We start from the raw sequence: 24694 nt of genomic DNA on the forward strand, positions 1-24694 counted from the left end.
ACAAAAATAACTAAAAACACCACTCTTCTAATAGCATGATAAATAAAAGAAGGAAAAACCTAATAAAAAATAGAATACTTATAAATAGAGCAAATAAATTATAACTAACATTAATCTTTCAATAATCAATTAAAGTAAAACTATAAAGCATATTTTTAAAATACAAAGTAGGTGAAGTACTATGAAAAAAGCTACAGGAGTGGTAATGAAAGTCTATAATAAATATGTGTGTGTAAGAACTGTAAAAGGTGAATTCATAAATATTAAACTAAAGGCTTATACTCCTAATACAGGAGATATATACACAGGCGCAATATATAATGGTGATTCCACACTGGCTGTTGGTGGAATATTCGTAGCTTGTATTATAGCAGTAATGTTAGTAGGACAAAATATATATTATTATTTTACACCCGCATCAACAGTTATAGTGGACATTCCACCCACTATACAGCTAAAAATCAATAAATGGGATAAAATAATAGATGTAAAAACCTTTAAACTCTCTGGTAAAAACCTTGTTGATCCTCTAAAATTAAAAAATAAATCTATAAATACAGGGTTAGAGGCACTTATTACTGAAGCTAAAAATCAAAAAACTATCAATGACTATCATATTAAGGATAAGAACCCAATTACAATATATATTTCCAACAAGGACAATAGAGTTATAGATCTTGTAGAATTTGATAATTTCATGAAACATCAGGAGTTAAAATATCAGATAAATACTAATGGAACAGGAACAATTAAATAATATACTAAGGAGAAAAACAATGGAAAGTATTGTTATTAATTGGTTAGGTGCAATGCTTGGACTTATAGTAGCTATTGTATTAATTTTTAAAAAAGTGCATCCACTATATTCATTATTTACAGGTTCTATTGTAGGGGGACTTGCTGGTGGAGCTAGTTTAAATCAAACCGTAGAAATTATTATTAGTGGAGCTAATAGTGTTATGCCAGCAGTAATTCGCGTTATAGCAGCAGGAGTAATGGCTGGAATATTAATAGATTCAGGCGCAGCGGAAAAAATTGCTGAAACTATAGTAGAAAAACTCGGTGAAAAAAAAGCATTATTAGCTATTGCATTAGCTACAATGGTAATCACTTCAGTAGGAGTGTTTATTACAGTATCCATAATAATAGTTGCACCTATTGCAATATCAGTTGGTAAAAAGGTTAGACTTTCAAAATCGTCAATACTATTATCAATGATAGGTGGCGGTAAAGCTGGAAATATTATTTCTCCCAATCCAAATACAATAGCAGTTGCAAAAGGTTTTAATGTAGACTTGGCTAGTGTTATGATAAAAGGATTGGTACCAGCTATAGCAGGACTTATAATAACTTATTTTGTTTCCAAATTAATAAGCAATAAAGGAGCTATTATTACTGAAGAATATGAATGTGCGGTTGCTATAACAGATAATAATAAAAAACCAAGTTTTGCAAAAGCCATAGTAGCTCCTGCTGTAGCAATTGTTTTATTATCAATCAATCCAATAGCAAATATATTAAATATTGAGTCATTAAAAGCTTTTAAGATTGATTCTATGATTATACTTCCAGTAGCAGGATTAATAGGATTAATAGCAATGGGACAATTTAAAGAAGTCGTTAAATATACAAATTCAGGATTAAATAAAATGACAGGCGTTGCACTTGTTCTTATAGGTGCAGGCGGAATAGCAGGAATTATATCTAATTCTAATTTAAGTAATGTTATAGTTAGTAGTATTGAAGCTTTAGGCATTTCCAGTACTTTTTTAGCACCGATTTCAGGTGTGTTAATGTCGGGTGCAACAGCTTCAACTGCTACAGCTACAATTGTAGCAGCAGGTACTTTTGGCAAGGCAATTTTAAGTACTGGAGTAGGAGCATTAAGTGCCTCTATTATGGTACATACAGGTGCAACTGTTATGGATCATTTACCACACGGTAACTTCTTTCATGTATCAGGTGAATCTGTTAAGATGAGTATAAATGAACGTATGAAGCTAATACCATATGAATCACTTATTGGTGTAACCATGTGCATAATAGCTACTATAATTTACGGAATGTGAACTACCACTTATAGAAGATGGTGGCTTCGTGGTCAATATTCCTAACGGAACAAGTTTACCCACGCTATCCCCGTTGAACCAACGGTTATTAGTGCGAAATTCTCACCTTAGCAAAACTTCAAACAAAAACAAGTTGAAAGGTAGATTATATCTACCTTTCAACTTGTTTTTTATTTCATTAAACTTCTTTATTTAAAATTAGGAATCTCGTAAACAGGTTTAGCACCTTTACACTGTTCCATTAATTCTTTAATTCTAGAGATTTGTTTTCTTGCCCATCCAATATCTGTAGCATACTGATGCCATGTCACCTCAATATTCCACTTCATTTTATAAAGAGTGTTTTGTTTATATTTATCACTATTTATGTATCCAGTACTTATGTATTTAGCTCCTCCAAGTATTGCTTCATCAACAGTAAACCATCCTTCAGTATAAGCATATTCAGAACCACATCCGTTAGGATCATGATCATAAGCATGTACACCAAACATGTTGTATGATACTTTAGATTCTACTGGTTTTCCCTCAACAGAAGACACAAGAATACCATTGGCTAATTCAGATGTACCATTGCCTGTTTCCAGCATAGCATGTGATACAAGATATATAGGATTTATATCGCTATCCTTGGCAGCTTGTAAAAATACTTCTCCTTTACCGTCCAATACACCTTTCCCTTTTAGCATAGCGTTTAGCTCTTCTGCAGTAACGCCATCCATGTAATTAAGGTTTAAGAATAAATATTTACCGTAATCATCCAAGAAGTTATTTGCATTCATATAATATTTAATTAAATTTTCACTTGGTACATTCCATCCAGTGTCGCTGAAAATAGGTGCACCTGCAACTTGGTCCTGTACAGCTTCATCTAAGGTTTTGCTATAATCCTTATAAACAATAGTAGCATTAGCATCTCTATCTTCAATTATGCTGCTGTCAAGTACCTTGAAATATGTAGAGTAATAATTATCATAATCAGTGTTACTATTCTTATATTTCCCTGCTTTGTCTGCCCTTTTTACATATACCAAAAGCTTGTACTTTCCTTTTGCAAAACCCTTATATAATGACAGAGTGTATGGATTAACTGCACTTTTAGCACTTGTGTATCCTCTTGTTAACTCTGTATACCCGCTATCAGGATATTTCCTTGGATTATCATAAGTTTCATTAGGATATTCAAAAATAAACGCCCTGTACTGAACATCACCAGAATAATTTGAGTATATATTAAAATCAACCTTCTGGTTTTCAAAAATAGTTTTCTGAATAAATTTTATATTATTTATTATTGGCAGCGAAGTAAATTTAGTACTATCTTCATACTGATTAGCCGTTGTAAATTTCATTTTTACAGGCTTAGACATTTTTTTTCCTGACACAGATCTAACATTAGTACTTAATGTTATCCAATAAGTACCTTTGGGATCATATCCTCCCACCGGTGGAGATATGACTATTGCTTTAGCATCCTTTCCTGAAGTAACATTTACTTTTAAAGGCTTGTCCTTGTTATCAGTAACTGTTATATTACTCTCATTAATGCTGCTTTTATCTAAGTCCATATTAAAATTTACTGTCCAAGGCTTAATAGTGCTTGTCTCTGTTCTTGCTGGCATTTCACTAACGTCTAAATCCTCAGCCAAAGCCGGTACAGACATAGTTAAAAATAAAACTGTAATAAACATAGTTTTTATTAAATTAGATACTTTTCTCATTTTTTCCCCCCTTATTTTACTCCGCAATATATTATCGTATTATATACGAAGTTTTAAAGAATTTTTTATAAACAAAATCCAATTTCAGATTATCATAATTCTCTTATATATTCTACGTTGAAAAAGACCATTTAAAGGGGGTTTCAAGCAATCTTCATGCTAATACAATACCTGCCTTTATTATTCTCAGGCAGGTATTGTACATTAATTGGAAAAAATACCATTTACTATCTTTTAGGTTTCTTAAAGAATTTTGTTTCATTGCTTCTTTCCCATTCTTCCACTTTTTTAGATATTTCACCTAAAAAATCTCTTACTTTTCCTATTACATTAGATATGCCAAAGTCTTTAGCTAAGCGCTCCAACTCAGCACCATCTATTTCATCTATTACATTGCTTACTACTGGCATAATAGAGTTTAATAGAACTGAGGAATCAAAACTTTCATTACTGTCATCACTATTATCAATACTTCTAGTCATTTTCATGCGATTTTCAGTATATAGATAGTTGTATAAAGAAGCATGCCTCAACTCATCTGTTATAATCTCAAATAGCATGTCTCTATAGTATCTGTTTGGCAATCCTTGTCTTATTACTCTATACTTTTCAACTGCTTTCAATTCTCCAAACAATGCTCTTTTTATGCCTTCCAAATAAGATGAAGGTTTTTCAAAAGTCTCTTCCTCCATAACTTCTACGTCCATTCCTGTAATGTCCTTATAAATCCTTCTAAACATCATATTATGTTTTTTCTCATCATCACGAATAGAAGCTATAATCTTCTTCTCCTCTCTGGTAGGAGCTACACTTATTAAATAGTCATAGAACAACTCATCTTCTCTTTCTCCAGAAACCGCTTCTTTTATTAACTCCAGGGATTTTTGCAACCCTTCCTTATCCCACATCATACCATATTGCATAGGCATTGGTTGATACATGGTTATCCTCCTAAAGTATTACTACAATATTATAATATTTAAATAATTCATAAATGTTCCTACAACTTTGACATATTAATATTACTTTATGTAAAATGTATAATTATTCTAATATTTATTGAAAATTAATTTTTAAGAAACTTTTAAGATATTTTTAATTTACTCTTAAAGAAAAAAGTGTAAAATATATTTCATAGGAAATACTAATTATATAAAATTTAAACAATCGTTGGAGGATTCATTATGAAAATTCTATTAACTACAGATACATACTATCCTTATATTAGTGGAGTTGTTATATCCACTCATAATCTGTATAAAGAATTGAAAGCTATGGGTCACGATGTAAGAATTTTAACTTTATCTGAAGATGGGAAAGAAAAAATTGATGGTGATATATATAAATTAAAATCTTTTGATCTTAAGATTTATCCAGGTATAAGATTTAAAAAACCTTTTAATACAGAAGTAGGAGAATCTATTCTTAGTTGGAAACCGGATATAATTCATTCTCAAACAGAGTTTTCAACTATGATTAACGCAAAACATTTAGCTTCCAAGCTAAAAATCCCTCATATACACACTTATCACACAATGTATGAGGATTATTTAGACTATATCTTAAATGGCAAAGTTATAACTCCTAAAACTATGGCAACACTTACAAGACTTTTATTAAATACCTTTGATAGAGTAATTGCCCCAACTGTAAAAGTAGAAAAAGCGCTGCGTGGATATGGTGTCAAATCACCAATGAATATAATTCCTACTGGTATTGACCTTAGCAGATTTCAAAAAAACATTACAGAAGAAGAAAAAATCCAGTTAAGATCAAAATACGGCATAGGTGCTAATGATCCTGTACTTGTTTTCTTAGGAAGAATTGCATATGAAAAAAATATTGATGAAATTATAGAAATGTTCTCAAGGTTGGAAGGTGAGATTGATAACCTAAAGTTATTAATAGTAGGTAAAGGTCCTTACCTTGACAATCTTAAAGCACGGGCAAAATCCAGTAATTTGGAAGATAAAGTTATTTTTACGGGAATGGTTAACCCTGGTGATGTATATAAATACTATAAGATATCTGATGCCTTTGTAACTGCATCTACAAGTGAGACTCAAGGTCTTACCTATATAGAAGCTCTTTCAAGCGGACTTCCTGTAATATGCAGATACGATACCTGCATAGAGGGTGTTGTAGAAACAGGAATAAACGGATTTATTTATGAAAATGAAGAAGAATTCAGAAATGGAGTAAAAGCTATATTCTCCAGTGAAGAATACAGACATACCATTGCAAAAAATGCTGAACTTGCCGCTGACAAGTTCTCATCCAGAACCTTTGCAGCAAAAGTAGAAGAAGTATATAAGACAGTTTCAAATGAAAGCGGAAATCTTTCCACTCAGTTTTCAGCCTAAAAAACAACAGCTTGAAATCTTAAGATTCTTGATTTCAAGCTGTTACTTTATTCTTATTTACAGTTTTAAATTATTCAAACTTTCAAAAGCCTTATCTCTTGGTCTCACTTCAATTATATAAACTATATCTTTCCCTATCATTTTATCCAAATGCCATGTAAAATCAATATTTCCTGTACCTATAACCTGGTGATCACTCTTTCCGTTATTGTCATGAAGATGGCATGTTCTAATTTTATCTATATGCTTTAAGAAAAATTCCACTTCCTCATATTTATTTTCATAAGAATGTCCTATATCCCAAGTTAAATACAATTCTTCTTCTTTATTCAGCATCTCTTCCAACACTTCTTGAATTAGCTTTTTAGGAAATCTTCCTGAATTTTCAACACATATTTTTATCTTATCCTTTGAATAATGAACTAGTTCCTTTAAGCTGTTTTTCAATACGTCTTTATATTCGTCATAAAAAAGCTCATCCATATATGCTTTTCTATCTGTCAGTGTAAAACACACAGCTGGTCCAACATGCATTGTCATTCTGCTTGCACCTATATCAAACCCAAAATCTATAACTTCCTTCATTCTCTTAATTCCAACTTCTCTAACCTCTTTTTGAAGCTGAAGAAGTGAAATATCCTCAGGGGCATGAAGCGTAAGCTCTATCCCCTTTGCCTCTTTATATTCCTTTATTTTCTTTCTTTCTTCCTTAGTGAAATTTTCTGGGAAAAATATAGGCATATTAATATTTAATTCAACAGCATTAAAATCCTTACTATGTGCATAATCTATAGTATCATAGATATCCTTTTCTCCAGCAGATGCAGCATATCCTATAAATTTCATAAAATCACCCCGTTTTTTACTGTTAAAGTGTTGTTGCTTTTGCTTCAAGTATATTTTCTAGATTTTTGAACTTTTCAAGTGATTCTTTTGAAACTTCATCATCCACATTTAGTATCATAAGAGCTAATTCGCCCTTTGCTTTTCTACCAACCTGCATAGTAGCAACATTTATATTCTCTGTACCAACAATAGTCCCTACCTGTCCGATTACTCCTGGAACGTCTTTATTTTGTACAAAAAGCATATATGTGCTTGGTTTTACATCTACCTCATATCCTTGAATTTCTACTAACTTACCTTCTTTATTATTTGATACTGTTCCTGAAAGAGTGAATTGTTCCATTTTGTTGTTAGTTATTTTTATTGTAATTAAATTTGAATAGTCATTATAGTATTCAGCCATTCTTTCTTGGCGAATACCTATTCCATTGTGGTCTGCTATCACTCTGGCATTAATATAGTTTACCTTATCGTTACTTACAGGCTCTAACAGTCCCTTTATAAATGATCTTTCCAATATATCTATATCAACCTTTTCCAATTCTCCCCAATAAATTATGTCTACATATTTAACAGGATGTGAATTTAATTGATAATATAATTTTCCTAACTTCTCCATTAGTTCAATGTAAGGTTTCGCTTCTTTAAGATCTTCTCTGCTTATACCTGGCAGATTAACCGCATTAGGAACAATATCACCTTTTATTCCGTTAATTACCTGCTGAGCTATAGTTAAACCTACATTCTCCTGAGCTTCTACTGTTGTCGCTCCTGTATGCGGAGTTACTGTTACATTCTTAAATTCATATAATGGACTGCATGTTCTTGGCTCTTCCTCATGTACATCAAGTCCTACACTCTTGATTTTTCCACTTTTCAGTCCTTCATATAAAGCAGCTTCATCCATAAGCTTTCCTCTAGCTGCATTAACAAGTCTTACTCCATCCTTCATCATTTCTACTTCTTTGTGTCCAATTATTCCAATAGTTTCTTTGGTTCTTGGAGTATGAATAGTTATTATATCTGCCTCTTTTACAAGCTCTTCAAGGGTTTCCTTCTTTTCTACATTGTACTTCTTATATCTCTCATCTGAAACATATGGATCATAAGCTATAATTTTCATTCCAAAGCCCTTCATTCTAGTCGCTACCAAAGCCCCTATTCTTCCAAGCCCTATTATTCCAAGAGTTTTATTGTAAAGCTCATTACCCATGAATAATTCTCTTGCCCAATTTCCACTCTTTAAATACTCATCTGAATGAGTAAGATTTCTTGATCCTGCCAGCATATGTGCAATAGCAATTTCACAAGCTGATATACTGTTACTGTCTGGAGTATTTGCAACTATAACTCCTCTTTTTGTAGCTTCAGGAATATCAATATTATCTACACCATTTCCTGCTCTTCCTACAATTTTAAGATTTACAGCCTTATCCAAAAGCTCTTTGTTTATCTTGTTATCACTTCTTATAATCAATCCGTCATATTCGTGTATCTTTTTCAAAAGTTCTTCTCTAGGTATATCTATGCACAAATCTACATCCATTTCTTTTCTTAAAAGCTCTATTCCTGCCTCATCTATTCTCTCTGCTATTAAAACTTTACCCCTTGTCATTTTTTAAACCTCCTATGAAAATTTAATTTGTACTATAAGCATTTTCTAAGCGAATCAAGCGTTTTTTCAATCATATCTTCATTAACGCAACCCATGTGTCCAATTCTTATCATTTTTCCTTTCAGGTTTTGTTGTCCACCTGCAATTATTATATTAAATTCCTCTTCCATTCTCTTTTTTATTTTTGAAGCTATATTGTCTTCTTCAAAGATAATTCCTGTAACAACACTTGAAAGATATTGTTCATCAGTATATATTTTAAGTCCCATATTTTCAACTTCATCTCTCACTCTAGCCGCTAGCTTGTCATGTCTTGCATAAACATTATAAATGCCTTCTTCTTCTATCATATTTAACGCCTCATTAGCAGCTATAATTAAAGGTACTGCCGGTGTATATGGATTTTGAGGCATTGACTTTTCCAAACTGTCTCTTGTACTTTTAAAATCAAAATAGAATTTAGGAAGATTAGATTTCTCAGCAGCCTGCCATGCCTTGTCACTTACTCCCACAAAAGCAAGACCTGGTGGAGTCATTAAAGCTTTTTGAGAACCTGTTACTAAAACATCTATATTCCACTCATCCATTTTAGCCTCCATGCCGCCTACAGCACTTACGCCATCCACTATAAGAAGCTGTTTCTTATCCTTCATAAATTCTCCTATTTCTTTTATAGGATTAGTTGCAGCAGTAGAAGTTTCATTATAAGTTACAATAAGCCCTTTGTGTTCATCACAAAGCTTATCTTTAATTTCTTCAACTGTAACACCTTTGCCCCAAGGTACAGAAATAACATCTACATCCAAACCATAAAGCTTGGCAATCTTTACAAATCTGTCTCCAAAAACTCCAATGGTAACGGCAAGTACCTTGTCACCCTTTGAAAACATATTTACTATAGCAGCCTCAAGTCCACCTGTTCCTGATGAAGTAAGAGTCAAAACAGGATTTTTAGTTTGAAATACACGTTTAAGTCTTTCACTCATTTCATTAAAAATTCCACTAAACTCACTAGTCCTGTGATGCAGCACAGCCTCACTCATTTTTTTTAGAACTCTATCAGGTACATTAGTCGGTCCAGGTGTCATTAACAACTTATTCTGCATTTATATAGTGCCCCCTTTGTTTTGATTGATTTTTCTATAAATTCTGAACTATGATTTTAACTCTCTTTCAAATTTTAAATTCATATTTCTTTAAAGATAAATGCCCCCTCTCAACTTTCACCTCTCAGTTCTAAATACTCAACTAAATCTATTATTATACCAAAAAAGTCTCCATCCCTGACAAACGCCAAGGACGAAGACATACTATATCTACGTGGTACCACCTTATTTCACTGCTCTGCAGCCTCTCTACTTTAACGGGTAAATCCGGCATAGGTTGCTACCCCTATGCAGCTTCAGGTCGGATTCAATAACTTTCACTATGGATTCTCACCAAGCATCCACTCTCTGAAAATGAAATATCATTTACTACTACCTTGCATAGCTTTTACTTTTGTATAATTATAATAAAGATAAAATAATATTGCAACAGTTATTTTTATGAAAACCTTTACTTTTTTTTCTCATAATTTAAATTGATTTACGCACTCCATCATTTCCTTTGTTAAATCACTTAATTGCTCTGATGAATCTGCAACCTCCTCTGTAGATGAAGTTAACTCCTCTGCCGCTGCTGTTATTTCCTCTGTAGAAGCAGAGAATTCCTCTGATACTGCTGATACTGATTCAATATCTCCAATAATTTTTTGTTTATCTGTATTTATTTTTTCTATATTATTGGTTACATCATTAATTTTAGGAATAATTCCCTCTACTTCTTCTATTATATTTTTGAAGGACTCTGTAGAATTCTTTATTACTCCCATTTGATTGCTTAATTTGTCCTTCATATTTTCAGAGGTATTTACAACTATATCACTTTCTTTCATAATTACATCCAGCAGTTTATTTATGTTTGAAGATGATTCTTGAGACTGTTCTGCAAGGTGTCTTATTTCCTCAGCTACCACTGAAAAACCTTTTCCTGCCTCCCCCGCTCTAGCGGCTTCTATAGCAGCATTGAGCGCTAATAGATTTGTCTGTTTTGCTATATTATTTATCAAATTTGAAATTTCATTGATTTGAACTATGTCACTGCCTAAGCCCTCTATCTTCCCTTGAATATCTCCAAAAGCTAAATTTATATCATTAATTGATTCTCTTAACACTATTAAATCCTTACTACTTGAATCTGCCTTATTTTTGATAATACTAGCTTTTTTATTCACTTCTTCAATAGACTTAGTAGCCTGACCTATTTCCTCTCCAAATTCATTTATAATACTATTCATACTCATCAACTGTTCAGATTGTGTATTTGCTCCCGATGCAACATTTTGTATTGTAGCTGAAACTTCTTGAGATGATGCTGCCATTTCCTCAGAAACAGTTGATAAATTTAAGGATTGCTTCACCACCTCCGAAGAAGTACTTCTAACACTCTCCAAGGCTTGTTTAGTCTTTATGCTGAACTTATTTATATATTCAGCAATACTTTGGATTTCATCACCACTGTTTGCCTTTATATTTACAGTTAAATCTCCTTCAGACATCTTTTCTAATCCATCTGTGATTTGTCTTACATTATAAGATATCTTCCTTGAAAACGCTCCTGCTATAAATATGGAAAAAACTATCCCTGCAATACCTATAATTATACACCCAGTAAATAATTTTTCTTTTATATTCATAAACATTTCAACATTTATATCTACTCCTACAATTGCAATAACATCCCCTGAAGCATCTTTAACAGGTGCATATGCTGAAATAAATGTACCATAATCATCTTTAACAGGCCTTTGTGTAGCTAATGCCTCTCCATTAAATGCACTTATCATTCCACTTTCTAATTTAAATTTTTCTCCTATTGGTGAAGAATTTTGTATGGCTCCATCTACCATCATACAAGCCTTTTCTCCCTCTCCTTTTATCATTGTATATATACCGCTAACCTGTTTATCAGTTCTAAAAATTATGAATTTATCTCGTATATCTTTATATTCGTCAGTATTCTTGGATTTATTGTCAATTACAGATTTAAGCTTATCACTATCTACAATTTTAGCTGCATCTACAGCAATAGTTTGAGCTTTAGATCTTAATTTAGAAAATTCTGATTCGCTTATTATATTAAAGGTGGCTGCCACCATAATTATCAGAGCTATATCAATACCTAAAATTATTTTTAATATTTTATTCCCTATCTTTCTTTGTTTCTTATGTTTACTGAAATTTATTTGCATGCTTCATCCCCCTAAACTTTAATTATTATACTTATGCTAAATAACTTATTATTATCACTTTCACATAAGGGTTACCTTTACGCTTCTCCTATGATACTAATTTAATCTTATTTTCATCTTAGTATTTACTTGCTTTTTCCTTAATAATTAAATAAATTTAATAATTGGGTTATTATGTATATGCTTGCCAAATTAAAAAATTTTACCATATTTTCACTTTGTATAAATACTACCATTTTCTTATTTCTAACTTATATTTAATTTATATCAATGTTGTAAATTATAACTGTAAACTGAACTATGAACTAACCCTTTATGATATACTAAGCCTATCAAAATATAAGGAAGGTTTGAATATGGAAAATAAAATTCTTATTGTAGAAGACGAAAAAAAACTAGCTGAGGTAATGGCTTTATATTTAAAAAAAGAAGGCTATGAAGTTACTACGGTTTTTGACGGTTCTGAAGGTGAAAATGTCCTTCTGACTAAAGTCTTTGACCTTATTATACTTGATATAATGATGCCTGGTCGTGATGGTTGGTCACTGCTTCGAAAGATTAAAAGCAAAGGTGACACTCCTGTAATATTAACGACTGCTCGTGGTGAAGAAGAAGACAGAGTATTTGGGCTTGAACTCGGTGCAGATGACTATATGGTTAAACCTATAAGCATGAGGGAACTTGTTCTGAGAGTAAATCTAAGAATTAAAAATAGGCCTGTTCCTAAAAAAGAAGGTCTGTTTTTTGGAAATATGAGTATTGACCATAAAAAAAGAGAAGTACTAGAAAATTCTACACCTGTATCTCTAACGCCAAAGGAATTTGATCTTTTACTTTTCTTATGTGAAAATCCAAATCAAGTTTTTAAAAGAGAACAGCTTCTTGACAAGGTATGGGGATATGACTTTATGGGAGATACTAGAACTGTAGATACTCATATTAAAAACTTACGTGAAAAAATTAATTTTTGCAGTACTAACATAAAAACAATCTGGGGAGTTGGATACAAACTGGAGGTTTCTATATGAAGCTGGATAAAATAACTCTAAAGCTAATTAAATATTATATATATATCATAAGCACTGCTATTTTAGTTTGTTTTATAGCCAGCAGTGTGTTTTTATCCCATTTTTACAGAAAGAGTCAATTGGGTTTGTTAAAAAATTCTGCCCAAGAAATTTATTCTTCGCTTAAACAAGGATATGTATATGAAGATGTTTCAATAGATGCAGTTATCATCAAGAATAATGAAATACTATCCATTGGGAGAAAAAAAATGGGGCTTGTTAATTCACTAAAAAGCATAGACTTTAATAAATTACCTGAAGAAGGAAGCTTTACCCATATGGGAAACCAGAATATTTTATATTATAAGCTTCCTACTGAATTCGGCTATATTTTAACCTTTCAAAATGGCAATTACAGCTCACAATTTCTCCACATGACTTATTTTATACTTCTTATAATTTTTATTTTATCTTTAGCCTTCAGTATTCCTTTAATATCTTTTATAGGAAAGAGATTTACCAGACCAATATTAAAATTACAGAGGGCTTCTCAAGAAATTGCAGGAGGTAATTTTGATACTAAAATAAACATAAACACAGCAGATGAAATTGAGGATTTAGCTAATAGCCTTAATTCCATGGCGGCTAGTCTTCAAAAAAAATATCAGCTTCAAAGAGACTTTATAGCCAATGTTTCCCATGACTTTAAAACTCCTTTAAGTGTTATGAGAAGTTACAGCGAAGCCATTAAAGATGGAATAGTTGAAGGGGAAGATGCCAAAAATTATGCAGAAGAAATCATAAGTGAAGTTGACAGACTTAACAGACTGGTAATGGGAATAATGGAGCTTTCTAAGCTTCAAGGTGGAAAGCTTCCTTTAACCAAAGAGTCTTTTAACATAAAAGAGCTTCTCAGTGAATGTGTTGATAAGTTCACTCCTATCGCCTTAGGGAAAAATATATCTTTAGTTTTAGATGCTGATAATACTGAAATATATGGGGATAAGGCATATATTTTGAGAGTTGTGTACAATTTTATAGATAACGCTTTAAAATTCAGTCCTAAGGATAAAGAAGTAATAGTACGTACAGAATTTGTGGATAAAGGGATAAAAGTTTCAGTTGTTGATAAAGGGATAGGCATATCTAAAGATATGATAAATAACATATGGACTAAATACTATAAACATGCCAAGAGCGGCGGAATGGGCCTTGGACTGCCTATATGCAGTGAGATTTTAAAACTTCACAATTTTAAATTTGGAGTTTTCAGTGAAGAAAATAGGCAAACTGAATTTTATTTCATTGCACCAATTGTGAAAAAATAACCTTTCTTCACATAAGTTATGCACATTACCCACAACTGCATGTGCATAACTTGTGTATTTTATGTTAATGTACTGTTAATTATACCTAAATTTAATTGTATTATATTTACATAAATACAAACCATTATACTATTTTATAATAGTTTGTATTAAACAATAATTTATATTATATATTTTATCCACTTATACACATTATCCACATTTTAGTTGTGCATAACTTGTGTATTTTATGTTGATTTTCATTATAATATACTGTATTCAATTTTATTTCGTGAAAATTAACTGAAAATTCAACACATTTCACATTAAATTATACACATTATCCACAATTATGTGTATAACTTGTGTATAATACAAAAAAATTTCTAGTAAAAATATATTTTTACTAGAAATTCCCCATTACTTAATAATTCCTTAACCTACTGCATTTATTTCATCTAAGAATATGAATGATTGAACTTTATCACTAGCTTTATCTATGCTAACTAATATTTTTTTATTAGTATCACATTTAAAATACATGAAGTAAGCATTTGCTGCTTTTGAAACTTCCTTGCTGCTAGCTTCATCAAATTCTACTTTATCAACATCTGCTAAATTATTTTTCTTGATAAAATCAAGTGCTTTTCCTTTAGCTTCTTCAATATTAAATTCTTTAGTGTCTCCTTTTGCTGTCTTATCATAAGACTCAAGCTCAAGTACTTTATCTGTTTTAGTATCTATTAAAGCTGTATATCTTATTTTATCTTCATTAAGATTTTTATTTCTTACTAAGAAATATTTTTGTCCACCTTGTTCTATTGTCTCAGCTTTTAAATCTTTACTTTCTACTTTAACATCAAGATATTTTTTAAATGCATTAACAGCTTTTTCTTCAGATGTTTTTGCACTTTTTTCATTTAATTGCACAGCTACCTTCTCAGTCATTACTTTATTTTTTGATATTGTATCTTGAGGCATTTGTGCAAAGGCCTTTGTTCCTCCTAATGCCATTGCAGTAAGTAAAACTAAAGATGCTATTCTTTTTGATTTCATAATATTTTTCCTCCTCTAATTGTAACATTAATTTATTTTTATTTTGTATCCCTTCGTTACAATTAAATTATATAGTCGATACTTATAATAACTATCTACAAATTGTAAAATAAATGTAAAACAAGCGAAATGTTTATTTTAAATGTTTTTATTCCAATTTCTATTAACAATATTCTTTGTCGTTTAATATACTATATTAAGACATTAATTTTCAAAGCTATTTCACTAATCCTTTTAATGTACTTTTTTGTGCATTAATCTAGTAAATTTAAGATTAGTGCGCATATTTTTTACGTAATTAGTAATATTAATAGTATAAGCGTAAATAATGAAAATTTTCTAAATTTTCAGTGTTTCAATTCCTTTTTATGATATAATTTAATTAGGATTAGCAAAAGCTATTTATAAATGAGGAGTGAATATATGGATAAGAAAGTAATATATGTTAATTTTAGTTCAACCTCCAGAAAATCTAAATCTAATCCCCAAAGCAATGAACATAAAATTATAAAACAAAAGAAATCTTTTTTTGATATGATAATAGATAAATGTAAAGCTCTATTTGGTACATCAGGCGATACCAAGTGTTTAAAAAAAGCTGATCCTCACTATAAATACTGGTTATAATTCAAGCTGCTTTGAGCAGTTTGATTTTTTATTGCTATAAATATATATATTCTACTATAATTAATAATATGAGATTGATATATTGCAATTATCAATACTCATTGATCAATGATCAATTCATAAAAAATAAGTTGCTTAGGAGGAGTAGATATGCGAGTAGGAATGGGATATGATGTACATAAATTAGTTGAAGACAGAAAACTTATTATAGGTGGAATAGAAATTCCTTACATCAAAGGCCTTCTTGGACATTCAGATGCTGATGTACTTATTCATGCAATAATGGATAGTTTACTTGGAGCAGCAGCTCTTGGAGATATTGGCAAGCATTTTCCTGACACAAATTCAAAATACAAAGGGGTCTCCAGTCTTCTGCTGTTAGAGAAAGTTGGTGAACTGTTATCTGAAGAGGGATATAAAATTGTAAATATAGATGCAACTATAATAGCTCAAAAACCCAAAATGGCTCCGCATATACCTACCATGATAAAAAAAGTAGCAAATGCACTTAGACTAGATGAGAATAGGATAAATATAAAAGCTACCACGGAAGAAGGTCTTGGCTTTACAGGTATTGGTGAAGGAATCTCCAGCCAAAGCATCTGCATGATCACAAAAAAATAGCTATAAAAAAAGCTGCAGAAATTCTGCAGCAATTTTCTTATATTCTGTTTTCCAAGTCTTCGTCAACTACCTCTCTTCTTTTTACCTTTATCCCTTTAAAGCTTGGCCTGCCTACTGTTGAAGATGTAGTCTTAACAGGAGATGTGGGTATTCTATGCTGTACTTGAGGCTGTATTGGTGTTGGACTTACTTCTAAGGCTGTTGCGGCTGTAAAATTTCCACTGTACATATATCTCATATCCAGTAAATTATCTTCTATATCTTTTCGCCCTTCAAATATTAAACCTTTTAGTATTAAATCCTTTATTCTGTCGCTTCTATCCCCTTCAATATACTTGATTAACTCGTCATCAACTATTCTGTCTTTTTTCTTTCTACGTCCTATATAAAGAGAAATTTGCATAATTTACCCCCTCTCTTAACCTACATTCTTCTTCCACTTCCTAACGCCTTGCTTAAACAATCCAGATGGATTTTGTGTTCTATTCAAGTAAATTGCATTCTTAAATTCTTCCTCAAGATAAGGTTTAAGTATAGATGCTCCTCCCCCTGTAAATATGATATTATCAATGAAAGGAAAAGCATTTTCCCAAACTGTCTGTATCTCCAAAATAATTTTTCTGCTCAAACTTCTATATGCCTTTTGAATAACTGGAGTTAAATCATACCCTTTTATTTGTCCTGCTGCTACAATATACTGTATTTGACCATCTCCAACATTAAAATGTAACTCCTGCTCTATGTAATCCTTTATCCACATATAAGCTGTATACATTCCACTATTTTTAGTATCGCAGAAATCTGAAAGAGGCTCTAAAGCATCAACTAAATATAAGTTGTGAGTTTTACCTCCTATATCAGATATAGCATTTACCTTTCTAGCCATATCTTTATTAGTTATATTTCCATTATTATCTAATATAAGTTCACATAAGGTACCATGAGGCTGTGCTTTTATAATCAGGTCTTCCACTTTTATAATTTTATTTTCAAATTCCTTCTGGCCACAAAGTTTCATTCCTACTGTGTGCTGTCTAATTACCTTTGCTTTCATCTTTTCAATTCTTTCTTTATCCAAGCTTGATCTTACTGGAAGTCCCATAACAAGCTTTACTCTGCTCATAGGCTTCTTTGCCATTAAGCTTAGATGAGTCTTCAGTAAAATATCAAAAGATGTATCATTATGCTTGTCTGCTGCTCCATTCCACTGCATATTCCTATCTTGCTTAACAGCACACTCTCCAACTAAATATTTTGAAGCATTTACCTCAACCTCTATCCTGCTAAGACTGCTTTTTTGTGTTTCATTTAAATCACTATCTTTATCATAAAAAGGTCTCCACCCAGTAACATAAGACGGTGTAATAAACATACCTGAATCTTCTGATCTAGATTTAGTATCAGCATATCCATCATCAATAACTTGCACATTAAAAGAATCTACAATGTTGTTCTTTCCCATTAAGCGTTCCTCCCTTAAATATTTCATACATTATAATGGAATATATTATAATATACTCACCTTCCATTTTATTCCATTATAATACATTGGAAGAATTTAGTAAATAGTCTTATGGTATTTTTTTCTAATTTAAGGCATATATATAATTTAAACTTACTCCCCCCCAATCACCAGCAGCAAAAATATTTTTTCATTTCATTTGTCCACATTTCTTCATAACTGCATATTTACTAAATGGAGGTGATTAACATGACTAATTTTACAATGATAGAAAACGAACTTTTCAATTATAATATAAGTGGACAAGCATTTAGATTATACTGCCTTTTAAAAAGCTATTGTTTTAATGGCAAAACGCTCTGCTATCCATCTCAAAAAACTTTAGCAGAGAGATTAAATAAAAGCATGAGAACAATTCAAAAAAATTTAAGTGAACTAGTTAAGGCTGGTTTAATCAATATAAAAAGAAGAGGCTCTATAAGTAACCTATATGAGCTCGTACGAACAAAGAAATTATGACTTTGAGAAACTGGAAAATGCACTCCTAGGCAATTCCCCAGTTTCCAAAAATATTTATGAACTCTTGAAGTGACAATATCCAAAATCACATTATATAATGGCGCTTTGTTTCCAGTACCTAGCACCTGCATCCTAGTACCTATTTCCTATTTATCTGGTTACTGGCTACTGGTTACTATCTACTCCCTTTGGTTTTTAAAAAAGCTTAAGGCTTTTTATGCTGTCCAAAATTACTTTTTTCTTATTTTTTCCTCAATTTTTTATAAAAATAACCGAATATATTATACACATAATTAATATACAATCACAGTTTCACACCTATTTTTTACCTGTATTTTAATCATATTACATTCATGTCGTATTAGATTGGACATATTATATTTATTTAATATGTCATTATACTTTTTTCTAATATGCTGCGGTTACAGCACAAAGAATACTAACTTAATAAAAAAAAATAAATAAAAAAATATAATAAAGGCGCTCTTTGCCTATGCCATTATAACCCTATAACCCTTTACTCTAAAATTTATCCCATGACTAGCAATTTTAATACTCCATCCGAAGTAGGCTTTGTTTTGTCAGAAAATTCTTTAAAATCCTCTCAGTCCGAAAAGAGAGTAGTAGAACTATTATTCAAGGAGGATAGCTTATGACCATAAACCATTTAAATTTTAACAACTTAAACTGCAGCGTTGATATTATTAATGAATTAAAAACTTATTATACAGAATCATTGAAATATAAGAAACTTTTCAATAACGATATATATATCGTTTTAGAAGTTAGTGCTGATGGAAAAATATTTGATGCCAATAAAGCTGCCCTTCAAGAATACGGATATTCTTTACATGAAATAAAGAAATTAACCCTATTGGATCTTCGTAGAAGTAAAACTAACAACTTAATAAATTACCAAATTGAAAAAAGCTCGTCAGGTGCAATTGAATTTAACACCATTCATTATAGAAAAGATGGAAGCAGATTCTATGTAAAAGTAAATTTTTTCTCAGTGGATTTAGAAAATAAGAAAGTTTTTTTCAGCATCATTAAAAACATTACAGAAGAAAAACTTAAAGGTGAACAAATTGAAAAATTATCAAAAGCTTTAGAACAAGCTTCAAGTGCTATCATAATAACAGATGTTAAAGGAAAAATTGAATATGCAAATAAAAAATTTGAAGAGGTAGTAAAAAAATCAAGAGATAAGCTTGTAGGAAGAACCCCTCATCTTTTTGATCCAAATATGCAGCCAAAAGACTCCTTTAATAATATGTGGAACACTATAAAATTAGGCAAAGAATGGAAAGGTGAATATTTTCATCAAAGGAGAAACGGTACAGATTTCTGGTGGGATGTATCCATTGCTCCAGTTAAAGATGATAAAGGAGAAATTATTTATCTCTTAGGTATTACAGATGATATTACTGAAAAGAAAAATATGCTTAAAATATTAAATAATAAAAATCTGCAATTAAATGATACATTAACAAAGTTAAAAGATACTCAAATGAAGCTGATACAGGAGGATAAGATGGCAAGTATAGGACAATTATCTGCTGGTATAGCCCACGAAATAAATAATCCTTTAGGCTTCGTCATAAGTAACTTTACCTCCTTAAAAAAATATCTAAATAAATTTGAAAATGTTATTTCAGCTTATAGATTATTTAAATCTTCTTTAGAAAACTCGCCTAACATAAATCTTGAAAATGAAATAACCACCATTAATGAAATTGAAAACAAGAATAAATTAGATTTTATTCTGGAGGATTTAAAAGGGCTCCTTGATGATACAAACGAGGGTCTTGAAAGAGTTAGAAAAATAGTAATTGCCTTAAGAGTTTTTTCTCATGAAAACAACGCCAACGAATTTGAGGAGTATAACATAAATTCAGGATTAAAAAATACTTTAATAATTGCAAACAACGAAATAAAATATACTGCAAATATAGAAACAAACCTAGAGGATATTCCTTTAGTAGAAGCAAATTCCAATGAAATAAATCAAGTACTGCTTAATATTTTAGTTAATGCAGCTCATGCAATAAAAGAAAAACTTCCTGAAAATTCTTGCAAATCAGGGATAATTAAGATTAATACCTATAAGGATGAAAAATATGTTTACTGTTCCATAGAAGATAACGGTGTTGGTATTCCTGTTGAAAACATGAACAAGATTTTCAATCCATTTTTCACTACAAAAGCCATAGGAAAAGGTACAGGCTTTGGTTTAAGTATTTCTTACGACATCATAAAAAACAAACATAAAGGTGATTTAATAATTGAGAGTGAGATTAATGTTGGTACAAAAGTTATTATGAAAATTCCAATATGTCAGAAATCAGAATGATATATATTGCAATAATCATTATTGTTCAATGATTAATTTTTTAACATAAAAAATCATATTATGGACTTTTAATAATCAAACTAGAAAAAAGGGGGTAATCTAATGGATATAGTAAAAGTACTCTTCGTTGATGATGAGGTACATATTTTAAATTCCATTAATAGAAGTGTAATCGATGAGGATTATTCATCTTTCTTTGCAGTAAGTGGTGAAAAAGCCTTAGAAATAATTCAAGATAAAGAAATAAGTGTGTTGGTTACTGATATGAAAATGCCAAATATGAATGGATTGGAGCTTTTGAAAAAAGTAAAAGAAATCTCCCCTAATACTATAAGAATGGTCTTATCAGGTTACACTCAGCTGCCCCAGGTTTTAGCCACAGTAAATTCTGTAGGAATTTTCAAATTTATAACCAAGCCTTGGAAAGATGATGAGGAATTCTTACCTTCTATCAGGGAAGCTATAGATTATTATACTTTTAAAAAAGAAAGCAGCAAATTTAAAAAAGAACTTCAGAATAAAAACTTAATGTATAAAAATATGCTGAATTACAACAATGACATACTGAAAAATATCAATATTGATATGAATAATCTCAAAAAAATCAATAAACTTATATTAAGTTTTGAAAAAAATCTTTTTGATAAAATAAAGAGCAATCAAGTTGATATAAATTTAGTAGATTATTATATTGATTTGATAAACTCTATATATTTTGACTTTCTAAATACTCTGCCTTCAAAAAATGAAAAATTCAGCTTAGAGCAGCTTGCTAATACTTTAAAATCCGATATACTCCATGATTTACAAATAGAAATTGTTAAACCTGACTTTGTATATGAAGGAAATTACACATTGATTATAACAACCATAAAAACTCTATTAAAACAAATACTTAAGAAGTGTACTGAAAATGAATTTGAGATAATTATAAATCAGTTTAATCCCCTAAAAATAGATATTAAATTTAACAAAGAAAATTTTCATGAAATAGTTTCAAAAGATTTAGACTTGAAATTGACTATAAAGGTTTTAAATGAGATAAATACTACTGTTGGGGAAAATTTTAATATTAATATAGAGGATAACAGCATATGTGTAAATATAAATTTTAGCAACTCTATAAATATATCATAAAAATGTTGAAAGGCTTAACTCTTTAGTATACTTACTGAGTTAAGCCTTAAAATATTTATTTCACTCTTGAAACCGTATTATTCTATCAATTTATTTAAGTTAAGATACTATAATGCTCTGCAGCTTGTTCTCTAATTTTTCTACATCACCATCAAAAATAACAATATGAATCCCCATCTCTTCGGCTCTTGAAAATGTACTTCTCTTATGAGATGGTTTAGTGGCTACAAGAACCTTTTTCACATCCACTCCTCCAAGCTGCTCTGCATATACCTGAAGTTCATTTAAGGTTCCATCATCATATTTTGATGTATCCTTACATGAAATATATACTAATTGTGATTTTGCAGCTGCTAATACATCTATTTCATTTTTTACATTCCTAACATCATTGTCCCACAAAAATAATACCCCACTCTTTACATCATCAACTTCTTTTATCCCTTTTACTACTTTGTAAACTAATACTTCCAGCCAAGTACCTGTCTTCAAGAACAAAGTCTTTATTTCTGAATTATTGAAGTAAATAACTACCTGATCCTCATCTTTATAACTAAAATCAATTAAATCCAACTCTTTGAATTTTGTCAAAAACTTATAATGTTCTTTTTTATCTTCATTATTTATTCCCTTCAAACTGATTATGGCCCTATTCATCAAAGAATCATTATTTTGTGCAATATTACTGTGTATAATGGTCATTTTAAAATCATTCCACGGTTCGTAGTTTTTAATAATATAATCCACAAACTCCTGAACATTTGCTTTATTAAACAACTTTGTTGACTGTAGAAGAATCTTTCCACCTGTACTTTCAATAAAATCTTTAACTCCCAAACGTCTAAATTCTATATTCAGTCTGTGGATACTATTGTCAGTAAAATTTAAAATAGATTCATGTTCTACATCAACAAAAATAGATGTTATTTTATGTTTTTCCGCAGCCCTATAGGCAATAAGACTCATAAGTCTACTGCCGCCAGCTAAGTTTATTACAGTATCTTCCCCACTGTACTTAATTATAATTGGCTCTATATATTTTGACTTCACTTCATCAATTGGAATTCCTTCTATTTCTATTCCAGTAAGCTTATCTTTCAAATAACTCTTGATTATCTCAAATTCTTCAAAATCTTCTCTATTGTTTTCATACACAAAAATAACTTTCTCAGGCTTTAAATTTAAAGCTGCTACAGCATTCTGCTCATTGAAATCCTCAAGAAGATTAATTAGATTTTTGCATTTCATATTATCACCCACAAATGTTTTATACCTTTAGTATTTGCAAAGATAGGAATATATAAACATTGAGATAAATTTAAAGTTTTTTTTGCATAAAAAAAAGCCCCTGAAATCCTCAAAGGTCTTGAATTACTTATATATAGTTAATTGCCCAAACACGATGATAACACATATCACTTACCTGGATAAGGGCGTGTACTCAGGACTTACTGTTAACTATATAAATTATACACTATTTATTAGTATTTTTCAATTATTCGGTGGGAATTCAAAGGTTTCTATCAAATACCCATTGTCTATCATATATTGAATTTCATCTTCATAAGCTCCATCTGTTAAAATATAAGAGTAAAACAAATTTGAAAATACATCCGCTAGTTGAACAAGTTGATTATTGGAAGAATCAAAATAGTTTACAAATACTTCATCCACTAAGTTCTTCCCCGTTGAAAGCTCTGTATTCAAATATTCTTCTAATTGATGTCTATTGTAAGTTCTAACATTCCTCTCATCAATTTGTATGGTCCAAGTTTTATCAATTAATATCTTTTCATTATTTAAATGTTTTAATGCTAATTTTAAAACGTAATTAAATGCTCTTGCTTTATTTTTATAAAAATTCTCATATGTCTTTGAATTATCAACCCTTATGTATAATATCTTAAAATGATTATTTTTACAGAAATAATCTACAAATTTATTTTTCATTTCTGGAGTAAAAGCTGATCCTTTTAATTCAACAAATTTACCACCTTTAAACATTCTATTTTTTTCATCTATACTTTTCAATTCATTAAAGTATTTTTTTACAAATCTTTTATACACTTTTTTTAGCTTTTCTGGCTCTTCAACTAATACTAAAGCTACAATAAAATATTTATATTTTTTTACTTTTGTGTTATGTGTCATGCTGCCAGATTCATCAATATATATGTTCATAAAATATCCTCCCACAGATGCATGTCCTTATTATATCATACACCGATAGATGAACATATATTTTGAGGAATTTCATATTTTAAAATGAAAATAGCATCAATTGCCCATGTATGACACTAACACATAATGCTTACCAAGAAAATGGCACATCATGGGACTTACTGTTGATGCTATATTTGTATTATATTCATATTTAAAGAAAATATTACGTTAGATATGATTTTACTTATACATTTTCTTATATACTATTTTAAAACATCTACTAAATACACTATTTTAGAAATTAAAAGTTATGCATTTAAGTATAATACTTTTAAGTATTATACTCTAAAATATTATATTATATCTTGTAGTATAACATTATCTTATTTTACCGCTGATGCACTAGAAGTGTAGTGGTATACTAAAGTTGTAACACCTCAGTCGAATAAATGATATAATTTATTTCAGAAAAGAGGTTACGACAATGAAAAAACGAAGATACGAATCAGAATTTAAAAATAAGATTATACGCC

21 protein-coding genes and 1 other annotated feature are annotated in these 24694 nt (G+C 30.4%); of the genes, 10 read left to right on the forward strand and 11 right to left on the reverse strand.

What is annotated here, in order from left to right:
- Window positions 1-181 precede the first annotated feature (181 nt).
- Both OIO11_RS06720 and OIO11_RS06725 read left to right on the forward strand, forming a co-directional pair.
- Window positions 182-757 (forward strand): anti-sigma-I factor RsgI family protein, encoded by a 576-nt coding sequence (locus OIO11_RS06720; RefSeq protein WP_268070671.1) that lies wholly within the window; start codon window positions 182-184, stop codon window positions 755-757.
- A 19-nt stretch (window positions 758-776) separates the two neighbouring features.
- Window positions 777-2069 (forward strand): GntP family permease, encoded by a 1293-nt coding sequence (locus tag OIO11_RS06725; RefSeq protein WP_268070672.1) that lies wholly within the window; start codon window positions 777-779, stop codon window positions 2067-2069.
- A 188-nt stretch (window positions 2070-2257) separates the two neighbouring features.
- Here the strand turns inward: OIO11_RS06725 and OIO11_RS06730 are convergent, their stop codons facing one another.
- Both OIO11_RS06730 and OIO11_RS06735 read right to left on the reverse strand, forming a co-directional pair.
- Window positions 2258-3790: an N-acetylglucosaminidase gene (locus tag OIO11_RS06730; RefSeq protein ID WP_268070673.1), complete on the reverse strand. Its 1533-nt coding sequence runs from the start codon at window positions 3788-3790 to the stop codon at window positions 2258-2260.
- A 227-nt stretch (window positions 3791-4017) separates the two neighbouring features.
- Entirely contained in the window at window positions 4018-4731 is a 714-nt protein-coding gene (locus OIO11_RS06735; RefSeq protein ID WP_268070674.1) for a ferritin-like domain-containing protein, read from the reverse strand.
- A gap of 243 nt (window positions 4732-4974) precedes the next feature.
- On the opposite strand from OIO11_RS06735, the gene OIO11_RS06740 reads away from it, so the two are divergent.
- Window positions 4975-6153, forward strand: a complete 1179-nt coding sequence (locus OIO11_RS06740) for a glycosyltransferase family 4 protein (protein ID WP_268070675.1) — start codon at window positions 4975-4977, stop codon at window positions 6151-6153.
- A gap of 57 nt (window positions 6154-6210) precedes the next feature.
- On the opposite strand, the gene OIO11_RS06745 is transcribed toward OIO11_RS06740, so the two are convergent.
- The 4 genes from OIO11_RS06745 to OIO11_RS06760 form a co-directional block, all read right to left on the reverse strand.
- Window positions 6211-6999, reverse strand: a complete 789-nt coding sequence (locus tag OIO11_RS06745) for a sugar phosphate isomerase/epimerase family protein (RefSeq protein WP_268070676.1) — start codon at window positions 6997-6999, stop codon at window positions 6211-6213.
- Between the two features lie 22 nt (window positions 7000-7021).
- The gene (gene serA / locus OIO11_RS06750) at window positions 7022-8614 is read right to left on the reverse strand and encodes a phosphoglycerate dehydrogenase (RefSeq protein ID WP_268070677.1); all 1593 of its coding nucleotides are present in this window, start codon (window positions 8612-8614) and stop codon (window positions 7022-7024) included.
- A gap of 32 nt (window positions 8615-8646) precedes the next feature.
- The gene (locus OIO11_RS06755; RefSeq protein ID WP_268070678.1) at window positions 8647-9720 is read right to left on the reverse strand and encodes a pyridoxal-phosphate-dependent aminotransferase family protein; all 1074 of its coding nucleotides are present in this window, start codon (window positions 9718-9720) and stop codon (window positions 8647-8649) included.
- A 186-nt stretch (window positions 9721-9906) separates the two neighbouring features.
- Window positions 9907-10112 (reverse strand) — a binding site (T-box leader).
- 72 nt (window positions 10113-10184) lie between these two features.
- Window positions 10185-11906, reverse strand: coding sequence for a methyl-accepting chemotaxis protein (locus OIO11_RS06760; protein ID WP_268070679.1), 1722 nt, complete (start codon window positions 11904-11906; stop codon window positions 10185-10187).
- A 356-nt stretch (window positions 11907-12262) separates the two neighbouring features.
- Between OIO11_RS06760 and OIO11_RS06765 the strand changes: the two genes are divergently transcribed.
- Together OIO11_RS06765 and OIO11_RS06770 are read left to right on the forward strand one after the other, a co-directional pair.
- Window positions 12263-12934: a response regulator transcription factor gene (locus OIO11_RS06765; protein WP_268070680.1), complete on the forward strand. Its 672-nt coding sequence runs from the start codon at window positions 12263-12265 to the stop codon at window positions 12932-12934.
- A complete protein-coding gene (locus tag OIO11_RS06770) occupies window positions 12931-14241 on the forward strand; it encodes a HAMP domain-containing sensor histidine kinase (protein ID WP_268070681.1) in 1311 nt (436 codons plus the stop codon). The genes OIO11_RS06765 and OIO11_RS06770 overlap by 4 nt, the downstream gene beginning before the upstream one ends.
- 414 nt (window positions 14242-14655) lie before the next feature.
- Here OIO11_RS06770 and OIO11_RS06775 read toward each other — a convergent pair whose 3' ends face one another.
- A complete protein-coding gene (locus OIO11_RS06775) occupies window positions 14656-15276 on the reverse strand; it encodes a hypothetical protein (RefSeq protein WP_268070682.1) in 621 nt (206 codons plus the stop codon).
- 423 nt (window positions 15277-15699) lie between these two features.
- On the opposite strand from OIO11_RS06775, the gene OIO11_RS06780 reads away from it, so the two are divergent.
- Together OIO11_RS06780 and ispF are read left to right on the forward strand one after the other, a co-directional pair.
- A complete protein-coding gene (locus tag OIO11_RS06780; RefSeq protein ID WP_268070683.1) occupies window positions 15700-15903 on the forward strand; it encodes a hypothetical protein in 204 nt (67 codons plus the stop codon).
- A 150-nt stretch (window positions 15904-16053) separates the two neighbouring features.
- Complete coding sequence (gene ispF / locus OIO11_RS06785) at window positions 16054-16527, forward strand: 2-C-methyl-D-erythritol 2,4-cyclodiphosphate synthase (protein ID WP_268070684.1); 474 nt, start codon at window positions 16054-16056, stop codon at window positions 16525-16527.
- A 37-nt stretch (window positions 16528-16564) separates the two neighbouring features.
- Here ispF and OIO11_RS06790 read toward each other — a convergent pair whose 3' ends face one another.
- Both OIO11_RS06790 and OIO11_RS06795 read right to left on the reverse strand, forming a co-directional pair.
- Complete coding sequence (locus OIO11_RS06790; protein WP_268070685.1) at window positions 16565-16930, reverse strand: hypothetical protein; 366 nt, start codon at window positions 16928-16930, stop codon at window positions 16565-16567.
- A gap of 15 nt (window positions 16931-16945) precedes the next feature.
- The gene (locus OIO11_RS06795) at window positions 16946-17989 is read right to left on the reverse strand and encodes a ParM/StbA family protein (RefSeq protein WP_268070686.1); all 1044 of its coding nucleotides are present in this window, start codon (window positions 17987-17989) and stop codon (window positions 16946-16948) included.
- Window positions 17990-18238: 249 nt separating this feature from the next.
- Here OIO11_RS06795 and OIO11_RS06800 point away from each other — a divergent pair, with 249 nt between their 5' ends.
- From OIO11_RS06800 to OIO11_RS06810, 3 genes are all read left to right on the forward strand, one after another.
- Window positions 18239-18508: a helix-turn-helix domain-containing protein gene (locus OIO11_RS06800; RefSeq protein ID WP_268070687.1), complete on the forward strand. Its 270-nt coding sequence runs from the start codon at window positions 18239-18241 to the stop codon at window positions 18506-18508.
- A 652-nt stretch (window positions 18509-19160) separates the two neighbouring features.
- Window positions 19161-20861, forward strand: coding sequence for a PAS domain-containing sensor histidine kinase (locus OIO11_RS06805; RefSeq protein ID WP_268070688.1), 1701 nt, complete (start codon window positions 19161-19163; stop codon window positions 20859-20861).
- Between the two features lie 102 nt (window positions 20862-20963).
- Window positions 20964-21998 carry a response regulator gene (locus tag OIO11_RS06810; protein WP_268070689.1) on the forward strand — a complete coding sequence of 345 codons (1035 nt, stop codon included), beginning with the start codon at window positions 20964-20966 and terminating at the stop codon, window positions 21996-21998.
- Window positions 21999-22097: 99 nt separating this feature from the next.
- Here the strand turns inward: OIO11_RS06810 and OIO11_RS06815 are convergent, their stop codons facing one another.
- Window positions 22098-23246, reverse strand: a complete 1149-nt coding sequence (locus tag OIO11_RS06815) for a Card1-like endonuclease domain-containing protein (RefSeq protein WP_268070690.1) — start codon at window positions 23244-23246, stop codon at window positions 22098-22100.
- 243 nt (window positions 23247-23489) lie between these two features.
- Window positions 23490-24179, reverse strand: a complete 690-nt coding sequence (locus tag OIO11_RS06820) for a DUF3800 domain-containing protein (RefSeq protein ID WP_268070691.1) — start codon at window positions 24177-24179, stop codon at window positions 23490-23492.
- Window positions 24180-24694: the final 515 nt, after the last annotated feature.

Source organism: Clostridium sp. ZS2-4 (assembly GCF_026719745.1).
In the GTDB taxonomy this organism is placed as follows: Bacteria; Bacillota; Clostridia; order Clostridiales; family Clostridiaceae; genus Clostridium_H.

Excerpts from the sequence above, each read along its gene's own strand:
- OIO11_RS06805 (WP_268070688.1), top strand. The coding sequence starts at position 19,161 with ATGACCATAAACCATTTAAATTTTAACAACTTAAACTGCAGCGTTGAT.
- OIO11_RS06755 (WP_268070678.1), bottom strand. The coding sequence starts at position 9,720 with ATGCAGAATAAGTTGTTAATGACACCTGGACCGACTAATGTACCTGAT.
- OIO11_RS06725 (WP_268070672.1), top strand. The coding sequence starts at position 777 with ATGGAAAGTATTGTTATTAATTGGTTAGGTGCAATGCTTGGACTTATA.
- OIO11_RS06760 (WP_268070679.1), bottom strand. The coding sequence starts at position 11,906 with ATGCAAATAAATTTCAGTAAACATAAGAAACAAAGAAAGATAGGGAAT.
- OIO11_RS06795 (WP_268070686.1), bottom strand. The coding sequence starts at position 17,989 with ATGGGAAAGAACAACATTGTAGATTCTTTTAATGTGCAAGTTATTGAT.
- OIO11_RS06740 (WP_268070675.1), top strand. The coding sequence starts at position 4,975 with ATGAAAATTCTATTAACTACAGATACATACTATCCTTATATTAGTGGA.
- OIO11_RS06745 (WP_268070676.1), bottom strand. The coding sequence starts at position 6,999 with ATGAAATTTATAGGATATGCTGCATCTGCTGGAGAAAAGGATATCTAT.
- OIO11_RS06775 (WP_268070682.1), bottom strand. The coding sequence starts at position 15,276 with ATGAAATCAAAAAGAATAGCATCTTTAGTTTTACTTACTGCAATGGCA.
- OIO11_RS06765 (WP_268070680.1), top strand. The coding sequence starts at position 12,263 with ATGGAAAATAAAATTCTTATTGTAGAAGACGAAAAAAAACTAGCTGAG.
- serA (WP_268070677.1), bottom strand. The coding sequence starts at position 8,614 with ATGACAAGGGGTAAAGTTTTAATAGCAGAGAGAATAGATGAGGCAGGA.
- OIO11_RS06730 (WP_268070673.1), bottom strand. The coding sequence starts at position 3,790 with ATGAGAAAAGTATCTAATTTAATAAAAACTATGTTTATTACAGTTTTA.
- OIO11_RS06735 (WP_268070674.1), bottom strand. The coding sequence starts at position 4,731 with ATGTATCAACCAATGCCTATGCAATATGGTATGATGTGGGATAAGGAA.
- OIO11_RS06770 (WP_268070681.1), top strand. The coding sequence starts at position 12,931 with ATGAAGCTGGATAAAATAACTCTAAAGCTAATTAAATATTATATATAT.
- OIO11_RS06815 (WP_268070690.1), bottom strand. The coding sequence starts at position 23,246 with ATGAAATGCAAAAATCTAATTAATCTTCTTGAGGATTTCAATGAGCAG.
- OIO11_RS06810 (WP_268070689.1), top strand. The coding sequence starts at position 20,964 with ATGGATATAGTAAAAGTACTCTTCGTTGATGATGAGGTACATATTTTA.
- OIO11_RS06790 (WP_268070685.1), bottom strand. The coding sequence starts at position 16,930 with ATGCAAATTTCTCTTTATATAGGACGTAGAAAGAAAAAAGACAGAATA.
- OIO11_RS06800 (WP_268070687.1), top strand. The coding sequence starts at position 18,239 with ATGACTAATTTTACAATGATAGAAAACGAACTTTTCAATTATAATATA.
- OIO11_RS06720 (WP_268070671.1), top strand. The coding sequence starts at position 182 with ATGAAAAAAGCTACAGGAGTGGTAATGAAAGTCTATAATAAATATGTG.
- ispF (WP_268070684.1), top strand. The coding sequence starts at position 16,054 with ATGCGAGTAGGAATGGGATATGATGTACATAAATTAGTTGAAGACAGA.
- OIO11_RS06780 (WP_268070683.1), top strand. The coding sequence starts at position 15,700 with ATGGATAAGAAAGTAATATATGTTAATTTTAGTTCAACCTCCAGAAAA.
- OIO11_RS06820 (WP_268070691.1), bottom strand. The coding sequence starts at position 24,179 with ATGAACATATATATTGATGAATCTGGCAGCATGACACATAACACAAAA.